Source organism: Microbacterium azadirachtae (assembly GCF_000956505.1).
GTDB lineage: Bacteria > Actinomycetota > Actinomycetes > Actinomycetales > Microbacteriaceae > Microbacterium > Microbacterium azadirachtae_A.
On sequence record NZ_JYIX01000037.1, the window covers coordinates 131,270 to 151,343 of the forward strand.

17 protein-coding genes are annotated in these 20,074 nt (G+C 71.9%); 12 read left to right on the forward strand and 5 right to left on the reverse strand.

What is annotated here, in order from left to right; genetic code table 11:
* The first annotated feature begins 90 nt into the window (after positions 1-90).
* From RS86_RS13460 to RS86_RS13470, 3 genes are all read left to right on the forward strand, one after another.
* Positions 91-1,614, forward strand: coding sequence for an amino acid permease (locus tag RS86_RS13460; RefSeq protein ID WP_045272758.1), 1,524 nt, complete (start codon positions 91-93; stop codon positions 1,612-1,614).
* A complete protein-coding gene (gene alr / locus RS86_RS13465; protein ID WP_045272759.1) occupies positions 1,611-2,738 on the forward strand; it encodes an alanine racemase in 1,128 nt (375 codons plus the stop codon). Before RS86_RS13460 ends, alr begins: the two co-directional genes overlap by 4 nt.
* A gap of 83 nt (positions 2,739-2,821) precedes the next feature.
* A complete protein-coding gene (locus RS86_RS13470; protein WP_045272760.1) occupies positions 2,822-3,574 on the forward strand; it encodes an IclR family transcriptional regulator domain-containing protein in 753 nt (250 codons plus the stop codon).
* Here the strand turns inward: RS86_RS13470 and RS86_RS13475 are convergent.
* On the reverse strand, positions 3,568-4,377 hold the full coding sequence (locus tag RS86_RS13475) for an IclR family transcriptional regulator (protein ID WP_045272761.1): 810 nt from the start codon (positions 4,375-4,377) through the stop codon (positions 3,568-3,570). The genes RS86_RS13470 and RS86_RS13475 overlap by 7 nt on opposite strands.
* A 65-nt stretch (positions 4,378-4,442) precedes the next feature.
* Between RS86_RS13475 and mmuM the strand changes: the two genes are divergently transcribed.
* A complete protein-coding gene (mmuM, locus tag RS86_RS13480; RefSeq protein WP_045272762.1) occupies positions 4,443-5,333 on the forward strand; it encodes a homocysteine S-methyltransferase in 891 nt (296 codons plus the stop codon).
* Here mmuM and RS86_RS13485 read toward each other — a convergent pair.
* The gene (locus RS86_RS13485) at positions 5,319-5,762 is read right to left on the reverse strand and encodes a MarR family winged helix-turn-helix transcriptional regulator (protein WP_045272763.1); all 444 of its coding nucleotides are present in this window, start codon (positions 5,760-5,762) and stop codon (positions 5,319-5,321) included. The genes mmuM and RS86_RS13485 overlap by 15 nt on opposite strands.
* Before the next feature lie 62 nt (positions 5,763-5,824).
* On the opposite strand from RS86_RS13485, the gene RS86_RS13490 reads away from it, so the two are divergent.
* Positions 5,825-7,276 carry an MFS transporter gene (locus tag RS86_RS13490; protein ID WP_045272764.1) on the forward strand — a complete coding sequence of 484 codons (1,452 nt, stop codon included), beginning with the start codon at positions 5,825-5,827 and terminating at the stop codon, positions 7,274-7,276.
* Positions 7,277-7,289: 13 nt separating this feature from the next.
* Here the strand turns inward: RS86_RS13490 and RS86_RS13495 are convergent, their stop codons facing one another.
* A complete protein-coding gene (locus RS86_RS13495) occupies positions 7,290-8,174 on the reverse strand; it encodes a LysR family transcriptional regulator (RefSeq protein ID WP_045272765.1) in 885 nt (294 codons plus the stop codon).
* 103 nt (positions 8,175-8,277) lie between these two features.
* Here RS86_RS13495 and RS86_RS13500 point away from each other — a divergent pair, with 103 nt between their 5' ends.
* From RS86_RS13500 to RS86_RS13530, 7 genes are all read left to right on the forward strand, one after another.
* Positions 8,278-9,570, forward strand: coding sequence for an MFS transporter (locus RS86_RS13500; protein ID WP_045272766.1), 1,293 nt, complete (start codon positions 8,278-8,280; stop codon positions 9,568-9,570).
* 117 nt (positions 9,571-9,687) lie between these two features.
* Positions 9,688-10,485: a response regulator transcription factor gene (locus tag RS86_RS13505; protein WP_082076780.1), complete on the forward strand. Its 798-nt coding sequence runs from the start codon at positions 9,688-9,690 to the stop codon at positions 10,483-10,485.
* Positions 10,482-12,053, forward strand: a complete 1,572-nt coding sequence (locus tag RS86_RS13510) for a sensor histidine kinase (RefSeq protein WP_045272767.1) — start codon at positions 10,482-10,484, stop codon at positions 12,051-12,053. The genes RS86_RS13505 and RS86_RS13510 overlap by 4 nt, the downstream gene beginning before the upstream one ends.
* Positions 12,050-13,552, forward strand: a complete 1,503-nt coding sequence (locus RS86_RS13515; RefSeq protein WP_045272768.1) for an L-serine ammonia-lyase, iron-sulfur-dependent, subunit alpha — start codon at positions 12,050-12,052, stop codon at positions 13,550-13,552. The genes RS86_RS13510 and RS86_RS13515 overlap by 4 nt, the downstream gene beginning before the upstream one ends.
* Before the next feature lie 42 nt (positions 13,553-13,594).
* Entirely contained in the window at positions 13,595-14,182 is a 588-nt protein-coding gene (locus RS86_RS13520; protein WP_045272769.1) for a TetR family transcriptional regulator, read from the forward strand.
* Positions 14,183-14,240: 58 nt separating this feature from the next.
* Positions 14,241-15,014, forward strand: a complete 774-nt coding sequence (locus RS86_RS13525; protein WP_045272770.1) for an ABC transporter ATP-binding protein — start codon at positions 14,241-14,243, stop codon at positions 15,012-15,014.
* Entirely contained in the window at positions 15,011-15,745 is a 735-nt protein-coding gene (locus tag RS86_RS13530; protein WP_045272771.1) for an ABC transporter permease, read from the forward strand. The genes RS86_RS13525 and RS86_RS13530 overlap by 4 nt, the downstream gene beginning before the upstream one ends.
* Before the next feature lie 30 nt (positions 15,746-15,775).
* On the opposite strand, the gene hrpB is transcribed toward RS86_RS13530, so the two are convergent.
* Together hrpB and RS86_RS13540 are read right to left on the reverse strand one after the other, a co-directional pair.
* Entirely contained in the window at positions 15,776-18,337 is a 2,562-nt protein-coding gene (gene hrpB / locus RS86_RS13535; protein ID WP_045272772.1) for an ATP-dependent helicase HrpB, read from the reverse strand.
* Between the two features lie 72 nt (positions 18,338-18,409).
* Positions 18,410-20,020: a flotillin family protein gene (locus tag RS86_RS13540; RefSeq protein WP_045272773.1), complete on the reverse strand. Its 1,611-nt coding sequence runs from the start codon at positions 20,018-20,020 to the stop codon at positions 18,410-18,412.
* Positions 20,021-20,074 lie beyond the last annotated feature (54 nt).

The following is a 20,074-nucleotide window of genomic DNA, read 5'->3' on the forward strand; positions in this document are numbered from 1 at the left end:
AAACACTGCGTGCGACATCGACACATGGATGTGGTGATATAGCACGCAGATGTTCGTCTCACCCCTCACACCCTTCGAATGCGAGACATCATGAGCCCACTTCCCGGGGAGAAGGCGCTGCCCAACGCCCTGCCCCACACCACCGCCACCCAGGTGCCGCTGCGCCGGCTGCAGCGCTCCATGGACGCGCGGCACCTGATCATGATCGCTCTGGGCGGCGTGATCGGATCGGGACTGTTCCTCAGCTCCGGGTACACGATCAGTCAGGCCGGCCCGCTCGGCGCGATCATCGCGTACCTCATCGGCGCGCTCGTCGTCTATCTGGTGATGGCGTGCCTCGGCGAGCTCGCGACCGCCTATCCGGTCTCCGGCGCGTTCCACATCTACGCCGCGCGTTCCATCGGCCCCGCCACCGGGTTCACCACGGCCTGGCTGTACTGGCTGTGCTGGGTGGTGGCGCTCGGATCCGAGTTCACCGCCGCAGGGATCCTCATGCAGCGCTGGTTCCCCGGCGTGCCGGTGTGGGTCTGGTGCCTCGTCTTCGCCGCGGTGCTGTTCTCGATCAATGCGATCTCCGCGCGCGTGTTCGGCGAGACCGAGTTCTGGTTCTCGCTCATCAAGGTCGTCGCGATCGTCGCGCTGATCGTGCTCGGCGGGGCGGCGATCTTCGGATTCACGCCGCTCTCGAGCACGCACCCCGGCGCCGTGCTGTTCAGCAACTTCGCGACCCCGCACGGGCTCTTCCCCGGCGGCGTCGGCGGAGTCCTGATGACGTCGCTCGCCGTCTTCTACGCGTTCAGCGGATCCGAGCTGATCGGGGTGGCCGCCGGCGAGACGAAGGATCCGGGCAAGAACATCCCTCGGGCTCTGAAGTCCACGGTGCTGCGACTTCTGGTGCTGTTCGTGGGGTCGATCACGGTCATCGCCGCGATCCTGCCGTACGACAAGGCGAGCGTCACCAGCAGCCCGTTCGTGGACGTCTTCGCGTACGCCGGAGTGCCGCTCGCGCCGGACATCATGAACTTCGTCATCATCACCGCGCTGCTCTCCGCGGGCAACAGCGGCCTGTTCTCCTGCGCGCGGATGCTGTTCTCGCTCGCGGAGGAGGGGCACGCGCCGCGGTCGTTCACGCGGCTCACCCGGCGCGGGATCCCCATCGTGGCGCTGAGCGTGAGCATGGCGCTCGGCCTGGTCTCGCTGCTGTCCAGCGTCATCGCGGCGGAGACCGTGTACCTCGCCCTGGTGTCGGTCGCGGGCTTCGCGGTCGTCGCGGTGTGGATGTCGATCGTGGCGTCGCAGTTCTTCCACCGGCGCGCGTTCCTCCGTCGGGGCGGCGACCTCTCGACACTGCCCTACCGGACGCCGTTCTTCCCCGTCCTGCCGATCGTCGCGTTCGTGCTGCTGCTCGTCTCGGTGATCGCGATCGCCTTCGATCCCAACCAGGTCGCCGCGCTGTACTTCGGCATCCCCTTCGTCGGCGCCTGCTACCTGTTCTTCTGGTGGCGCTACGGGCGACGCGGGGCGAAGGCGCCGGCCGTGGTCTCGGAGGAGGCGCCGGTCGAGGTCGGCGAGGATCCGGCCGCCGAGGAGCCGATCGCAGGCCACCGGCGATGACCGTCGGGCCGGGATGGATCGAGGTCGACGTCGATGCGATCGCGCACAACGTCGAGGTCGTCCGGAAGACCGTCGGCTCCACCACGCCGTTGTGCGGTGTGGTGAAGGCCGATGCCTACGGGCACGGCATCGACCTCGTCCTCCCGGTCCTCATGAACTCCGGAGTCTCGACGATCGGCGTCACCTCGAACGAGGAGGCGAGCCGCGCCCGCGAGCTCGGATTCCGTGGTCGCATCATGCGGCTGCGAACGGCGCTGCGCGACGAGATCGAGGATGCCGCCTCCGCGGGCGTCGAGGAGTGGGCGGGCGGGCTCGCCCACGCGCGCGAGATCGATGCGGCGGCGGGCGCCGTAGGCCGGAGGATCCCGGTGCACGTCTCCCTGAACTCGACCGGACTCAGCCGCGACGGCGTCGACGTCGGCGACGAACGGGGCAGGGCGGAGCTCGCCGAGATCGGCGGACTCACCGGGCTGCGCCCGATCGGCGTCTGCTCCCACTTCCCCTGTGAGGACGAGGAGGACGTCGCCGCAGGGGCCGAGGTCTTCCGTGTGCAGTCCGCCGAGGCCGTCCGCCTGCTCGGCGGGACGCCCGGCCTCGAGCGGCACTGCGCGACCTCCTTTGCGGCGCTCACGGTCGCGTCATCGAGATTCGACCTCGTGCGCGTGGGAGCGGCGCTGTACGGGGACACGGCGGCTCCGATGGCAGGGCTCCGTCCCGCGCTGCGACTGCTGTCTCGGATCGCCGCGATCAACACCTACCCCGCCGGCAGCACGGTCGGCTACGACCGCGCCCATCGGATCCCGCACGCCGCGCGTCTCGCTGTTGTGCCGCTCGGATATGCGGACGGCTATCACCGGGTGCTCGGCGGGCGCGCCCATGCGCTGGTGCGGGGACGCAGGGTCCCCGCCGTCGACAGGCTCGCGATGAACTCCCTCGTGATCGACGTCACCGGGGTTCCCGAGGCGCGGATCGGGGACGAGGTCGTGCTGGCAGGCGAACAGGACGGCGAGGCCATCCTCGCGCAGGACCTCGAGGCCGCATCGGGCCAGATCGCGGCCGATCTGTACACCGCGTGGGGGCGCCTGCTCCCGCGACGAGCAAGAGCGGGGCGGGAGTCATCATGATCGCGAAGGCGCCGGATAGGCTGGCCGGACCCGGATCCGGATCAGCCGTCTCCGGAGAATGGCGCAGGAACCGGGGAGGCAGGATGTCGGCTCCCTCGTCGTTGTCGCAGGGCCTCGCGCTGCTCGGGTCGGCCGTCGTGCGCGAGCAGGCAGGGCGGTCCGGGTACAACGCCTCCCGTCTCGCCGATGCCACCGGGATCGAACGCAGCCGCGTGTCGCGCCTCACCCAGGAACTGCGCGCGCTGCGCTTCCTGCAGCGCGACGAGGACGCGGTCCTCCGGGCCGGCGACGCCTACTTCGGCATCGCCGCCGCCCTCGACGCCCCCTGGCTGAGGACCGCACGGCAGGAACTGCGGACGCTGGCATCGACGTTGCGCATGACGGCGCGCGTCTGCGCCGCGGATGGCGCGGCGGCGCTCGTGCTGCGCGCCGAGGCGGGCATCGGCGCCACGGACCTGTCCACCAGATACGGGACGGTCACCCCGATCTGGGGCACCGGCGCCGGCCGGGCGCTGCTCTGGGACCACTCCCCGGAACAGCTCGCCGAGCTGCTCCAGGACGTGCAGTTCGTCGGAGTCGGGGGCCCTGCGGCGGCACGCACGACAGGGGAGGTGCAGGCTCTCCTCGAACGCGACAGGGCCGCCGGCGTGATCTCCGCCGTGGACGAGTACGCAGAAGGCGTCGCGGAGTTCGCGCTGCCGGTGCTCGGGCGCTCCGGGATCGTGGCGTCGATCGCGATCAGCGGCGCCCCTCAGGGCTCTCGTCGAACACGTGCGGCGCTGACGGCCCTCGGCGAGGTCCGCGACCGGCTCAGCGCATCCGCGAGCCGTCAGTGAGGCCCGTGCGATTCCCGGCGTCCGCCGGGTGCTCCGAGCGCGGCCGAAAGCGCGTCAGCAGCCGCGACGCAGGCCGTCGCGAGCTCGCTCGTGCGCGGCTGCAGCGTCCGCCGCTCGCCGACGATCTGGACGGCGGCCGCGACCTCGCCGCGGAAGTCCCACACCGGCGCCGACACGGAGTAGAGGCCGGGCTCGGCCTCCTGATCCACGATCGCGTAACCGCGCTCCCTGGCTTCCCGCAGGCGACCGAGGAAGTCCTCCGCCGACACGGGTGCGTTCGGGCCTGGACTGGTGAACGAAGTGCGGGCGAACACGGTGCGCACTTCGTCGTCGCTCGCGTCCCACAGCACGGCCTGGCCCGCGTCGCTGCAGAACGCGGGGTATGCGCGGCCGATCCAGGATCCGATCATGCGGGATCCCGCAGGGATGCTCTCCACGATCGTCAGCGTGCTGTCGCCCTGGAGGATGCCGAGGAAGCAGGCCTCGCCGACCGAGGATGCCAGCTCGTCGAGCACCTCGAGCCCTGTGGTGCGCATCCGGCGGTCGGTCAGATCCTGTGCTGCTGCGTACCAGCCCCAGCTGAGGCGGTAGCGGTGATCCTCGCCGCGCACGACGAGCCGCTGGTCGGCGAGCGCGGACAGCGTGCGGGAGACCTGCGAGCGCTCGCGGCCGAGAGCCTGCGCGACATCCTGGACCGTGGCGCCTGCGGGGGACTCGGGCAGGAGCTCGGCGAGTGCGGAGAGGACATCGAAGCCGCGGCCCATGCTGGTCCTGACCTGGGCGAGATCTTCGGCGGTCGGCATGGCACGAGCGTACTCGACCGTCGTCCCCCGTCCTTCGCGGCACGGGGACGGATCAGGTGGGGGCGATGATGCCGCACGTCACGGTCCTGGACGGCGGCCTGTCGACGGCCCTGGAGCAGCAGGGGATCGTGGTCGACGGTGCGCTGTGGACGGCGCGACTGCTCGCGGACGAGCCGGAGCGGATCGCCCGGGCGCACCGCGAGTTCTTCGAGGCGGGGGCGGATGTCGCGACCACCGCGACGTATCAGGCCAGCGAGCGCGGGTTCCTCGCCGCGGGCTTCGATGCGGCCCAGGCCCGTGCCCTGATCCGCCGCGGGGTGACGGTCGCCCGCGACGTGCGCGACGAGTTCGCCTCGGCCCGCCCAGGCCTGCGGGTCGCGGCGTCCGTCGGCCCGTACGGCGCCGTGCTCGGCGACGGCTCGGAGTATCGCGGCGGCTACGGCCTCTCCGCGGCCCGGCTGCGGGACTTCCACGGTCCGCGGCTGGAGCTGCTCGCGGAAGCAGGTCCTGATCTGTTCGCGGTGGAGACGATCCCCGACGTGGAAGAGGCGGTCGTGCTGGTCGCGCTGCTCGACGACATCGGGCTTCCGGCGTGGTTCAGCTACTCGGCGCGCGGAGCGGCCACGTGCGCCGGTCAGCCGCTCACCGAGGCCTTCGCCGCTCTCGCGGGCTCATCCGCGCTGATCGCCGCGGGGGTCAACTGCTCGGATCAGGCGGACGTGCTCGGTGCGATCACGACGGCGGTGCAGGTCACAGGGCTTCCCGGCGTCGCCTACCCGAACCGGGGCGGCGTCTGGGACAGCGCCGCCAAGACGTGGTCGCAGGCGCACGCCGTCGACCACGCCCTGGTCGGCGCCTGGGTCGCCGCCGGCGCCCGCTGCATCGGCGGCTGCTGCGGATACGGCCCGGCGGACATCGCCGGCCTCGCGAAGGCCGTCGCCTCAGTCCTTCCGTGATCCGGGGTTGTAGGTCTCGATCGCGGCATTGAACCGGTGGAGCAGTCCGGCGAAGCGATCGATGTCGTCGTCGGTCCAGTCGCCCAGGATCTTGTCGAGGGCGTGGAGGGAGCGCTCGCGAGTGGCATCGAGGCGGATCCTCCCCTCGTTCGTGAGCGTGAATTTGCGGGCGGGGCCGCCGTCGGGATCGGGGATGCGGTCGACGAGACCCATGCGCATGGCTGCGGTCGTCTGGCGCTGCAGGGTCGACGCGTCGAGACGGAGGAGGTCGCTGAGCTCTCCGATCGAGAGCGGGCCGTCGGAGGCGAGGCGGGCCAGGACGACGTAGGCGCTGCGGTCGAGGCTGCCGTCGTGCCGCAGCTGAGCGATCGTGTAGCGACTGAGCAGCATCTGCGCATACTCGATGTCCGCGATTCTGCGACGTCTCATGCCTTCATCCTACCGCGGATGTGTATGATGCATATGTAAGTTACACATCGTTGGGAGTCGTCGTGTCCGCATCCACCACCCGGCCGAAGGTCATCGTCGCGGTCCTCGCGTTCGCCGGCATCGCGTCCTCTCTCACGCAGACGATGGTGACCCCGTTGATCGCCCGGTTCCCGGAGATCTTCGACAGCTCCGCGGCGAACACGGCGTGGATCGTCACCGTGACACTGCTGGCCGCAGCCGTCGCCGTGCCGATCGCGGGCCGGCTGGGCGACCTGTTCGGCAAGAAGCGGATGATCCTGATCGTCGCGATCCCGCTGATCCTCGGCGGTATCGTCTGCGCGCTCGCTCCGTCGGTCGAGATCATGATCGTCGGACGCGCACTGCAGGGACTGGGGTCGGGCATGGTGCCGTTGGGCATCGCGCTGCTGCGCGACGTCGTCCCCCGCGAACAGCTCTCCTCCGCGATCGCGACGGTGAGCGCGACCCTCGGCGTCGGGGGAGCGATCGGGCTGCCGCTGTCGGCCGCCGTCGTCCAGTTCGCCGACTGGCGAGTGCTGTTCCTCGTCGGGAGCGCCGTCACCGTCGTCGCGGCCGCGGCCATCTGGATCCTCGTCCCTGCGACGCAGGCCGGAGCCGCCGGGCAGCGCTTCGACGGCCTGGGCGCGCTCGGTCTCGCGGTCGGTCTCGTCTCCTTCATCCTCGCGATCTCGAAGGGCACGGAGTGGGGCTGGGGATCTGCGTCGACGATCGGACTGCTCGCGCTCGCGGCGCTGTCGTTCGTCGGCTGGGGCGTGTGGGAGACGCGCGTGAAGGAGCCGCTCGTCGACCTGCGCACGACGGTCCGCCCGCGTGTGCTGCTGACGAACATCGCGTCGATCTTCGTGGGCTTCGGGATGTACGCGAGCATGCTGGTCATGCCTCAGGTGCTGCAGCTGCCGGCCGCGACCGGATACGGTCTCGGGCAGTCGATCCTCGCCGCCGGGCTCTGGATGGCCCCCGCAGGTCTGATGATGCTCCTGCTGTCGCCGGTCGCGGGGCGTCTGATCGACGCGCGAGGGCCGAAGTTCACGCTCGTGATCGGCGTGGTGATCCTCGCCGCAGGCTATGGCGTGGGACTCGTCGGCATGGGCAGCACCTGGGGACTCCTCGTCACGAGCCTCGTGATCAACAGCGGGGTCGCGTTCGCCTACGGCTCGATGCCGGCGATCATCATGGGCGCCGTGCCCCGCTCGGAGACCGCCGCGGCGAACGGCTTCAACACCCTCATGCGCTCGCTCGGCACGACGATCGGCGCGGCCGTCATCGGCGTCATCCTCGCGCAGATGACCATTCCCCTCGGCGACGTCGCCGTGCCCTCGGAGGCAGGCTTCCGCACGGCCCTCCTCATCGGCGCCGGCGTCTCGATCGTGGCCGCGGCCGTGGCACTGTTCATCCCGGAGTCGGCCCGTCGCGCGGAAGGTGCGGCGCCTGCTGCTGTCGAAGCGGATGCCGAGGCCGAGACCGTGGCTGCGTAGAGGGAAGCTCTCGTCAATCGGTCCGCGGACGCGTGCCGGGGAGCTGGCGGGCCTCGTTCGTGTGGGAGTCGATGATCGCCGTGCTCAGCGCCTCGATCGGCGCACGCGGAGCCGCCGGGTCGTCGATGAGGGCGAAGTCGAGGGTGCCCAGCCGCGGGAGGCCGAGCGTGGCGTCCGCGCGGACCAGATCGGGTGGCATCATCCCGCCGGGGAAGACGGCGACGCCGAGGCCTGCGCGGACACCGGCAAGGACCCCGGCGATGTCCCGGACGGTGCAGGTCGCCTTCCAGCGTCGTCCCGCGGATTCGAGCGCGGCGACCGCGGCGGCGCGAGAATGACTCGGTCGCGGATACGTGACCAGAGGGACCACGTCACTCTGGTCGAGTCGCAGCGACGGGTGCGCACTCCAGATCAGCTGCTCGCGGCGGACCACGTGACCCTCCGCGATCCCGGGCTCCTGCCGCACGTAGACGAGATCGAGCGCGCCGGCCCTCAGGCGTCGGACCAGGGCGGCGGACTGTCCGACCGTGATCTCGACGTCGACGAGCGGGTTCTTCCGGCGGAAGTCGCGGAGGATTCCGGGCAGGTGGGTGAGTGCGAGGTCATCAGCGGTGCCGAAGCGCACCGTGGCGCGTTCCGCCGGGCCGGAGAAGTACGCGTGCGCCTCATCGAGCACGGCGAGGACGCGGCGCGCGAACGCGAGCATCGCCTCGCCGCCGTCGGTGAGGCCGACGCTGTGGGTGTCCCGGGCGAAGAGTGCGCGGCCGGTCTGCTCCTCGAGGCGGCGGACCCGCTGGCTGACGGTGGGCTGGCTGATCCCGAGCTGTCTCCCGGCCTCGGAGAAGCTGCGGTTCTCGGCCACGGCGACGAAGCAGCGCAGCAGATCGGGCTCGTACACGCTCGTTCCTCCCGCAGGGGGATCCTGCTCATTCACAGATCCGATAACAGTTATGTCCATCATTATCGTGAGTGATCGCGCGATCCTCCGTAGCGTTGAGGTCATGTCTTCCGTGTCGGCTGTGGATCATCCGATCACCGAGCCGCTGCCGGTGCTCGCGACTCGACCGACTTTCCGCGCGACGTTCGCGGCGCTGCAGGAGGCGAACTTCCGGCTTTACTTCGCCGGCCTCGCGGCGACCTCCGCAGCCGGATGGCTGGCGCGGCTGGCCACGGATTCGCTGATGATCGAGCTCACCGGCGATGTCGGCCTCGTCGCTCTGGTCGTCGCGTCGCAGCTGCTTCCGTCGATCGTGCTCGGACCGTGGGGAGGCGTGCTCAGCGACCGCTTCGCACCGCGACGGACGGTCGTGCTGACCCAGCTCGTCGTGGTGCTGGCGGCACTCTGTCTGGGCGTGCCGGCGATCCTCGGCACGGCCGGCGTGCCGCTGATCGTGGCCTCCTCGCTTCTGCTCGGCGTCGCGGCGGCGTTCGAGGCGCCGGCCCGCGCGGTGCTGCTCGTGCAGGTCGTCGGCACCCGCGCGCTGCCCAACGCGATGAGCCTGAACGCCGCCGTGCAGCAGCTCGCCGGGATCCTCGGCGCCCTGCTCACGGCCGGTCTCGTCGCGATCATCGGATCCGGATGGGCCCTCGTGGCGGCGCCCGTCGGGCCGCTCGCGGGCATCGTGATGCTGCTGGGGATCCGGCGCTCCGCGCTGCACCCCGCGATCAAGGTCGCCGCCCGGCGGGGGCAGATCCGAGAGGCCATCCGGTACGTGCGGCGCAAGCCGGAGATCCGCACCGCCCTGCTGCTGATCTCATCGCTCGCGTTCTTCGCGCTCACGGCGTCGATCCTCATGGCCTGGTCGGCGAACGAGCGCTATGGCCTCGGCACGCTCGGCTACACCCTGTTCCAGACGGCGTCGGCCGTCGGTGCTCTGCTGGGCAGCCTGCTGGCGGCACGTCGGCGACAGCTGCGCCTCCGCGACAGCGCGCTGCTGCTCGCGGGCTCTGGGGTGGTCTGGGCGTGCTCCGGGCTCGCGCCCTTCGCCGGACTGTTCGTCGTCGGACTGGTGGCGTCGATGCTGATGCGGACCGCATTCATGATCGGCAACGATTCGCTCACCCAGCTCTCGGCCAACGGCGCTATCCGCGGGCGCGTGGTGTCTCTCTACGTCGTGTGCATGACCGGCATGCAGGCGGCGGGGGCGCTCGCCGCGGGCTGGGCGGTGCACGCGCTCGGCGGCGAGATCACCTTCCTGCTCGCCGGTGGTGCGCCCGCCCTCATCGCCCTCACCGTCGTGCTCGTCCACACCTTCCGCGGGCGCGCTCGCCGATCCGTCGCCTACGGGGCATGATCGGAGTGCATGGCGATCGAGCATCCTCATCCGCCGCATAGCTGCCTCACAGGAGTTGCGTCGAGGGGACTCGGACCATGGAGCCGGGCGCGCAGAGCGGGCCAGGGGAGGATGGACATGGCGGAGGCGGTGCCGAAGGACGGCGACGGGACGGGGACTTCCGCCGCGGTCTCCCTGCCCCTCGGTCTGCCCCCGATCGTGCGGGCCGACGGATCGGCGGCGCGGGCGCTCGTGGTCGACGACGAGCAGGCGCTCGCCGCGGCCGTGGGCGGATCCCTCCGCGCCGACGGCTGGGAGGTGCGGGTCGAGCACCGCGGGCGCAGCGCCCTCATCGCCGTGCGCGAGTTCCAGCCCGACGTGGTCGTGCTCGACATCATGATGCCGGACATCGACGGGCTCGACACCCTCGAGCGGATCCGTGCGATCCGGCCCGAGATCAGGGTGCTGTTCCTCACCGCCCTGGACGGCCACGACGACCGCATCGCAGGGCTCCGCGCGGGCGGTGACGACTACCTCACGAAGCCCTTCGCGATCGCCGAGCTGCAGGCGAGAGTGCGGGTGCTGGCGCGCACGGCCGCGGCGATCGCGCGACCCGCCGAATCGCAGCTGCGGGTCGGCGACCTCGCGGTGGACAAGGCCGAGACCACGGCCGAGCTCGGCGGATCCCCGCTCGAGCTGACCCCCACGGAGTTCGAGCTGCTGCTCCTGCTCGCCAACAACGCCGGGCGCGTGCTGCGCCGGGCGCAGATCCTCGAGGCGGTCTGGGGCTACGACTTCGGTGCAGAGTCGAATCTGGTCGAGGTGTACGTGTCGAGCCTGCGTCGCAAGCTCGCAGGCTCCGCGGTGCTGAACCTGGAGACCGTGCGGCTGGTCGGCTATGTGCTGCGCGTCACGGACCACGAGCCAGGCGCATGAGGCGTCCCCGCAGTCTGCGCCTGCAGGTGGTGCTCATCGCCTCGGCCCTCGTCGCGGCGGTGAGCATCGTCGTCGGCGTGGTCGCGGTGCTCTCGCTGCACGACTACATGCTGAGCCAGGTCGACGCGCGCCTGAACGGCGCCGCGGCGCGCGGCGCGGACATCGCGGGCGGGCGCGGACCCGGATCCACGCCGGGCACGACCTCGCCCACTCCTGCTCCGACGCCGCCCACGCGGCCCAGCCGCAACGACGTGGTCGGGGCACCAGGCCAGTCCGCCGGCACGATCACCGCGATCTTCCGCGACGGCGCCTTCGAGATCGGCGGCTGGATCGCCTCCGACGGGGTGAGGCACGATCTCACCGCCGTGCAGAAGAAACTCCTCGCCGCGCGTCTTCCCTCCGGATCCGCGGATCGCACGGCGCCGGTCACCCTCGACCTCGGCGGCGCGCTCGGCGACTACCGTGTCGCCGGGCGCACCACGCGCAGCGGAGTGGGCGTGGTCACGGCGCTGCCGCTCGATTCCGTCACGGCGGTGACCGGGCGGCTGACGCTCGTGGTCGCGCTGGTCGGCCTCGCCTGCATCGTGCTCGCGATCGCGGCCGCCGCCGTCGCGATGGGGCGGGCGCTGCGCCCGCTGCGCCGCGTCGCGCACACCGCGACGGCCGTCACCTCGGTGCCGCTGGACCGGGGCGAGGTGCGACTCGCCGGCCGGGTCGACGCCCGCGACATCGCGTCCACCGCCGAGGTCGGCCAGGTCGGCACGGCCCTGAACGACATGCTCGACCACGTCGAGAGCGCCCTCGCTCAGCGCGAGGCCAGCGAGTCGACCATGCGACGCTTCGTCGCCGACGCCAGCCACGAGCTGCGCACCCCGCTCGCCACGATCCGCGCCTACGCGCAGCTCTCCGATCGTGCGGACGCGGAGGAGCCCGAGATCCGCGGCAACGCCGCGCTCATCGACGTCGAGGGGGTGCGGATGGGCGCGCTCATCGATCAGCTGCTCCTGCTCGCACGCCTCGACGCGCTGCCCGCACTCGCGCAGGACGAGGTCGATCTGCGGCTGCTGCTCGCCGAGGCCGTGCTCGCCGCGCGTCTCGCCGGGCCCGATCACGTCTGGATCCTGGAGCTGGGCGAGGATGCCGCTCTCGTCCGCGGCGATGCCGGGGATCTGCGCCGCGTGGTGGACAACCTGCTCGGCAACGCGCGTGTGCACACGCCGGAGGGGACGACCGTGCGCGTGCGGCTGGACGAAGTGCGCACCGGCGAAGGGGCGATCCCCGAATCTGCCGAAGGGTCCGTGCGCCTCACCGTGGCGGACGACGGCCCTGGCCTTCCCGAAGCCGTCCGCGACACCGTGTTCGAGCGCTTCGCCCGCGGAGAGACCTCGCGCTCCCGCGAGGGCGGCGGCACCGGCCTCGGCATGGCGATCGCCCGCGCGGTGGTCGAGGCGCACGGCGGCACGATCACGCTGGGGCAGTGGCCCGGCACCACTTTCGTGGTGACGCTGCCGATCGCGGGGCCGGACGCGGATCCGGACGCCTCGCGGCGGATTACGCTGGAGGGGTGACTGCGTACGTCTCGGCCTTCGATCTGTTCTCCATCGGTGTAGGACCTTCGAGCTCCCATACCGTGGGCCCGATGCGCGCCGGCGTCGACTTCGCCGCGCGGCTCGCCGCGAACGGCGAGCTCGAGAAGGTGGCGCGCGTCACCTGCTCGCTCTACGGATCCCTCGGTGCGACCGGCCTCGGCCACGGCACGCCCGATGCGGTCGTCGCGGGGCTGCGCGGCCTCACCCCCGAGGCCTGCGATCCCGCCGACGTGCGCCGCGCCTGGGGCGACTGGACCGACGGATCCTCGCTCGCGCTGAACGGCACGCACGATGTGGTCTTCGAGAAGGACGACATCACGTTCGAGCCGCGCACGCGCCTGCCCGGCCACCCCAACGCGATGACCCTGCGTGCGCTCGACGCCGACGGGATCCACCTCGCGCAGGAGACCTACTACTCGATCGGCGGCGGGTTCATCCGCCGCGACGGCGAGGAATCCGGCCGGTCGCTGGACAAGGCCGCCTTCCCCTTCGCCTACCGGGACGCGGCCTCCCTGCTCGAGCTGTGCGACGAGAACGGGCTGACGATCGCCGAGCTCGCCCGGCGCAACGAGACCGCGCTGCGCAGCGAGGAGGACGTCGCGGCCGGGCTCGACGCGATCTGGAACACGATGGCCGCGTGCGTCGACGCCGGCCTGCACGCCGAGGGCACGCTGCCCGGCATCCTCAAGGTCAAGCGCCGCGCCGGCGCGATCCGCGAGCAGCTGGACGAGGTCGAGTCCGACGGGCACCCCGCCGTCCCCGGCGAATGGCTGGGAGCGTTCGCGCTCGCCGTGAACGAGGAGAACGCCGCGGGCGGGCGCGTGGTCACCGCCCCCACGAACGGCGCCGCCGGGATCCTGCCGGCCGTGGCGATGTACTGGTGGCGCTTCCTCGCCGACTCCGGTCTCGGCGCGGGCAATGCCGTCACCCCGTACGGCGAGCTGGTCGGCAGCGCGCTGATGGGGTTCGGCGCCGAGGCATCGCTCGTCGCCGTCGGAGCGATCGAGGACCCTGACACCGTCGCCGAGGCCAACCGCCGGCGCGGCATCCGCCGGTTCCTGCTCACCGCGACCGCGCTCGGATCCCTGTTCAAGGCGAACGCGTCGATCTCGGGCGCCGAGGGCGGCTGCCAGGCCGAGGTCGGATCCGCGTGCGCGATGGCCGCGGGCGGGCTCACCGCGGTCATGGGCGGCACGAACCGGCAGATCGAGAACGCCGCGGAGATCGCCATGGAGCACCACCTCGGGCTCACCTGCGACCCGATCGGCGGTCTCGTGCAGATCCCGTGCATCGAGCGCAACGCGATCGCCGCCTCCACGGCCGTGACCGCGGCCCGGCTCGCCCTGCGCGGCGACGGCCAGCACTACGTCTCGCTCGACGCCGTCGTCGAGACCATGCGGCAGACGGGCCTGGACATGTCGACGAAGTACAAGGAGACGAGCGAGGGCGGCCTCGCGGTGAACGTCATCGAGTGCTGAGCTCGGGGCGCGCGCTGACGGCACCCGTCGTAGGGTGAGCAGATGAGCACGACGCGTCGCCGCGGGCGCCCCAAGGGGGAGTCCGGATCCCGGGAGCGGATCGTCGTCGCCGCGGAGCACGAGTTCGGCGAGAACGGCTACGACGGCGCCACGATCCGGGCGATCGCGGCGCGCGCGGGTGTCGATTCCGCGCTCGTGCACCACTACTTCGGCGCCAAGGCCGACCTGTTCGCAGAGGTGATCGGCATCCCGCTGCGGCCGGACCTCGACGTCCCGACGATCCTGGAGGGACCCCGCGACGAGGTCGGCGAGCGCGTGGTGCGCTACGTGCTCGAGGCGTTCGAGCGCCCCGATGTGCGGCGGCGCGGAGTGACGATGATCCGTGTCGCGCTCGGATCCAAGGTCATGTCGCCGCCGCTCGTGGGCTTCCTGTCCAGAGAGCTGATCGGGCGGATCACGACGCGTCTCGAGACGCCGGATGCGGCTCTGCGCGCCACTCTCGTCGCATCGCAGATCGCCGGGCTGATCGTGACCCGGTACGTGGCGCGGCTGCAGCCCATTGCGGATGCGCCGGTCGACGAGCTCGTCGCGCGCGTCGGCCCGACGATCCAGCGCTACCTGTTCGAGTAGGAGCTCCGCGGATCCCGGACCCTTGACCCCCGACCCCCGCGGATCCATAATTCATCACATGATGAATAACGCGGTGGTGATCGACGGGCTGCACGTGCGGCGCGGCCGGCACGACGTGTTCGACGGCCTCGCGCTGACGATCCCGCGGGGTGAGGTGACGGGGCTGCTCGGACCCTCCGGCTGCGGCAAGACCACGCTCATGCGCGCGATCGTGGGCGTCCAGCGGATCCGCTCCGGCGCGGTCACGGTGCTCGGCGAGAAGGCCGGATCCGCCGCCCTGCGCCATCGCGTCGCGTACGGCACGCAGGGCGCCGCCGTGTACTCCGATCTCACCGTGCGGCAGAACCTGCGCTATTTCGCGGCGGTGCTCGGGGTCAGCCATGCCGACGCCGATCGCGTCATGGAGCAGGTCGGGCTGACGCCCTACGCCGGGCAGCGGGTCTCCGCGCTCAGCGGCGGGCAGGCGAACCGGGTGTCGCTCGGCGTCGCGCTGCTGGGCGCGCCCGAGCTCGTGGTGCTCGACGAGCCGACCGTGGGACTGGACCCGGTGCTGCGGTCGGAGCTGTGGGATCTGTTCCGCCGGATCGCGGAGGCCGGCACGACGATGCTCGTCTCCAGCCACGTGATGGACGAGGCCCTGCGCTGCGACCGGCTCCTGCTGATGCGCGAGGGGCGGATCGTGTCCGACACGACACCGGCCGAGCTGCTGGCGGACACGGGCAAGACCGACCCAGAGCAGGCGTTCCTCGTGCTCATCGCCCGCGACGAGGCTTCGGAGACCGGCGCCCATCCGCAGACGCGCCGGGAGCAGCGAGAGGCGGCGGCATCATGAACCCGCGCCGGATGTTCGCGACCGCGGGACGGGTGCTCACCCAGTTGCGGCACGATCCGCGCTCGATCGCGCTCATGGTGGTCGCGCCGAGCCTGCTGGTCGGGCTCTTCGCCTGGTTGTTCACGGACACGAAGGGCGTGTTCGACACGTTCGGCGGAGCCATCCTCGGGCTCTTCCCGTTCATCGTGATGTTCCTGGTGAGCTCGATCACGACGCTGCGCGAGCGGCGGTCCGGCACGCTCGAACGGCTCATGACCACCCCGCTCGGCAAGGCCGACTTCGTGCTGGGCTATGCGCTCGCGTTCGGTCTGATGGCGGTGCTGCAGGCCGTGGTCACGGTCGCGTTCGCCGTGTACGTGTGCGGACTCACCGTGGACGGTCCGCTCTGGCAGCTCGGGCTCGTCGCGGTCGTGGATGCGCTGCTGGGCACCTCCCTCGGACTCCTCGCGAGCGCGTTCGCGCAGACCGAGTTCCAGGCTGTGCAGTTCATGCCGGTGCTGGTGTTCCCGCAGATCATCCTGGGCGGACTGTTCATGCCGCGGGACAAGATGCCCGACGTGCTCTACACGATCTCCGACTGGCTGCCGCTGAGTCATGCGATCGACGCGATCCAGGCGGTGACCGCGGGCACCGGCGACTGGGATCTGTGGCGTCCGGTGCTGATCGTGGCGGGCTTCGCCGTGGCGTTCCTCGTGCTTGCGCCGCTCACGCTGCGCCGGCGCACGTCCTGAACACAGGCACGACGTCGTCGTGCACACGTCCTAGTCGCGTGCGGCGCGGTTCTTGGTGTGCCTGGTCGGTGCGGCCTGCCACGGGTCCTCCGGCCAGGGGTGCTTCGGATAGCGGCCGCGCATCTCGGCCCGCACCTGGGCGTAGGGTCCCGACCAGAACGACGCCAGATCGTCGGTGACGGCGAGCGGACGTCCGGCCGGGGAGAGCAGGTGGAAGAGCACGGGCACGCGCCCACCGGCCACGCGCGGGGTCTCGGCCCAGCCGAAGCACTCCTGCAGTTTCACCGCCACCACCGGTCGCACGGCCGGATCGTCGTGCGCCGGGTACTGGATCCGGACGCGTGAGCCGCTCGGCACCTCGAGGCGCTCGGGCGCCAGCGCGTCGAACTCCGTGGCGGCGGGCCAGGGCAGCAGCCGGCGCAGCGCCGGGGCGAGGTCGATCCTCGTCGTGGGAGTCCCGGTCGCGAGCGCGTCGATCTCGGGGCCGAGCCAGTCGTCGAGCGCCGCGGTCAGGGCGGCGTCCGACATGTCGGGCCAGGGGGATCCGAGCGCATGATTCAGCAGCGCGAGCCTGCGGCGCAGCTGATCCGCGGACTCCGACCAGGCGAACACCTCGAGTCCCTGCGCCTGCAGGGCGCGTCGCACCGCGTCGCGGCCCTCCTCGGCGCCCGGCCGGACCGGTGCGGAGGAGCGCACGATCGCGCCGACCCTGCGCTCGCGCCGGGCGGTGACGCGGGAGCCGGCGAACTCCGCCTCCACGCGGTCCGTGATCAGGTGGTCGGCGGCCCGCTCCACCTGTGCCTCGGTGATCGCGGCAGCGGCGCGGATGACGGCCCCAGATCCGTCCGCCACCCGTCCGGAAGCCCGTGCGACGTCGGCGACGGCCAGCCACTCGACGCCGGCGAGCGGTCCCCGTACGCCGGCGCGGGTTCCCGACGCCAGCAGGAATGTGGCTCCGTCCGAGGTGCGTTCCACCTGCCGGGCCACGCGTGCGGGGAAGGCGAGGGCGATCACCAGCCCTGCGTCGTCGACCCCGGCTGCGGCGGTCGCGGACCGCTGAGGCGGGATGAAGCGCCGGAGTCGTTCTGTCTCCTGCGCCCAGCGGCGCGCGTCCGGGCTCCGGCCGTTCCGCAGGGCGACGATCGCGGCGGCGACATCCGCATCGGGCGTGCGCAGGTCGCCGCCGAGCAGTGCGACGACCTCCGCGGCCAACCGGGCGCCCACGAGTCCGCTTCCTTCGATCAGGGCGCGGGCGAGGCGCGGGTCGACCGGGATCCGGGCCAGCGCGCGGCCCTCGTCCGTGGCGCGGCCGTCGGCGTCCGTGGCGCCGAGGTCGTGCAGCACGGACTGCGCCTCGGCGAGGGCGTCGGCGGGGAGCGGATCGATCAGTCGCAGTCCCGTCCCGCCGGGGGCGCCCCAGCACGCCAGCAGCAGCGCCGCATCGGCGAGGTCCGCGGTGGCGATCTCGGGGGCGGGCCGGGCCGGTGCCGCCGCGAAGGTCCGCTCGTCGAGGCAGCGGATGACCGTGCCAGGCCCCTGCCGGGTGGCGCGGCCGGCGCGCTGCACGGCGGAGGAGCGGGCGGCCGCGGCCGTCACGAGCCCGCTCATGCCGCGCGCCGTGTCGCGCTGCGGGAACCGGGACAGGCCGCTGTCGACCACGAGGCGTACGCCAGGCACGGTGAGCGACGATTCGGCGAGCGATGTGGTGACGATGATGCGCGGCGCCTCGGAGGGGCGTCGGCCGCGGATGACCGCGTCCTGCTCGGCCGCCGGGATCTGTCCGTGCAGTTCGCGGACGTCGAATACCGGATCCCTGTCGCGGATGCGACGCGCGATCTCGGCGACCTCGCGCGCCCCCGGCGCGAAGACCAGCGTGTCGGCCGAGGGGTCGTGGCGGACCAGGTCCCGAGCCGCGTCCGCCGCCGTGCGTGCAACGTGGTCGAGGAAGCCCCGGGTCACGCCGCGCTCGTCCAGCCGGGGGACCGGGCTCGGCGCCCAGCGCTCGGTGAGCGGATGCGCCGGGACCGTGTGCTCGACGACCGGCGCCGGCGCGTCATCGCTTCCGATCACGGAGGCGATCCTGGCGGCGTCGAGCGTGGCCGACATCGCGACGACCACGAGGTCGTCGCGCAGTTCGCGTACCTCGCCGAGCAGGCCGATCAGGAGGTCCGTTTCGAGGGCGCGCTCGTGCACCTCGTCGATGACGACGGCGTCCACGCCGTCGAGGCCGGGATCTGCGAGCAACCGGCGCAGCAGCACGCCCGCGGTCACGAACTCGACGCGGGTATCGCGGCCCACGGAGCGCTCGCCGCGAACGGTGAAGCCGACCCTGGTTCCGAGCGGGGATCCGTCCAGCTGTGCGAGCCGCCGTGCGGCCGCGCGTGCTGCGACGCGGCGCGGCTGGGTGACGATCACACGGCCCGGGGCGCGGGAGGCGAGCAGGGGAGGGATCAGCGTGGTCTTGCCGGTGCCGGGCGGTGCGCTGATGACGGCCGCGGTCCCGGCGTCGAGTGCTGCGGCGACCTCGTCGAGAGCCGCGGCGAAGGACAGCGAGGCGCCGATCGCACGCAGGTCGAAGGGCGCGGAGGTCATCCGTCCAGTCTGCCGCGAAACGCGGACGGCGCCCGGACCCCGAAGGATCCGAACGCCGTCCGTCGTGAGGGGTTACTCCGCGGCTTCGTCGGTCTCGTCGGCCTTCTTCGCGGCGGCGCGGGTCGCGGGTGCGGTCGCGTGCGCGGCCGGCTGGCGGGTTTCGGACTGGGCGAGGCCCGCGCCGAAGCCGCGGCCGACGGCCTGACCCTGCAGGATGCCGGCCAGGTCGAGCCCGGTCGCGGCGTGCACGCTGTCGAAGACGCTGCGCAGCGCCTTGGCGCTGTCTCCGCCGACGACGCTCGAGGCGCCGTCCTCGCCGGATCCGCCGATGATCGACACGCTGCCGATCGCGGAGTAGCCCTTGGCGAACTCGGCCATGATCGACGGCAGCACCTCGAGGACGCGCTGCGACAGGAATGCCTCCTGGTTCGACGCGATGGCCTTCGCCTCGGCCTCGACGGCGGCGGCCTTCGCCTCGCCCTCGGCGCGGATCGCGTCGGCCTCGGCCGTGGCGCGCACGCGGCGAGCCGCCGCCTGTGCGTCGGCCTGGGCGCGCAGCGAGGTGGCCTCACCGGTGGCCGTGGCGACCGCGGCGGCCGCCTCGCCGTCGGCGCGGGCCTTGTCGGACTGCGCCTGCTGCTCGGCGATGCGGGTGGACGCCTCGGCCTGCTTGACCTGCTCGATCGCGGCGGCCTCGGCGGCGCGCTCGCGCGTGTAGAGCTCGGCCTGGGCGCGGGTCTCCGCTTCGTAGCGCTGAGCGTCGGCGACGCGCTTGACGTCGGCGTCGAGCTGGGCCTGCTTGTTCTCGGCCTGCTGCTGGAGCACCGCCTGCTCGGCCTGCGCGCGGGCGAGCTGCTCCGCCTGCTCGGCCTCGGCACGGGCGCGTCCGACGCCGGCGGCGGCGTTGGCGGTGTTGGTGTCGAGAGCGGTCTGCTCGACGAGGTTCGCCTCCTGGTTGGAGATGAGCTTCTGGTTGATCGCGCGGTCGGCGTTGGTCTGCGCGATCTCGGCGGCCTGACGCTTCGCCTGGATCTCCGGGGCGCCGAGCGACTGGATGTAGCCGACCTTGTCGGTGATGCCCTTGATCTGGAACGAGTCGAGGATCAGGCCCTGCTCGGCGAGCTCCTGCGAGACGTCGGCGGCGATCTGGTCGGAGAACTTCTTGCGCTCCCGCATCAGCTCGACGACGGAGAGGGTCGCGACGATGCCGCGGAGCGCGCCCTCGAGCTGCTCGGTGGTGAACTGCTCGATGGCCTTGTCCTGCGAGGCGAAGCGCTCGGCGGCGCGGCGCACGAAGAGCGGGTCGGATCCGATCTTCACGATCGCGACCCCGTCGACGTTCAGGGTGACGCTGTCGAGCGACTGCGCCTCGGCGTTCAGCAGCACCTGGCGCGAGCGCAGGGAGATGATCTCGTGGCGCTGCGTGATCGGGTTGACGAGCGACTTGCCGTTCACGATGACCGTGACCGGAGACTCGGACATCTCAGAGCTCGTCGAGCCGTCCGGCAGGAGGGTCGCGCGCTGCACCTTCTGCTTGCGGCCCGAGATCACGAGCGCCTCGTCGGCGCGGGCGACCTTGATCCAGCTGCGCGCGAGCAGCAGCACGACGAGCAGGATGATGACGACGCCGACGATCGCGGCCCCGATGATGATGAGCAACCCGATGAGGGCGGCGGGGTCCATATGCACTCCTGTGTTCTCCGGTCGCGCCCGATGAGGGCGTCACGAACGACTATG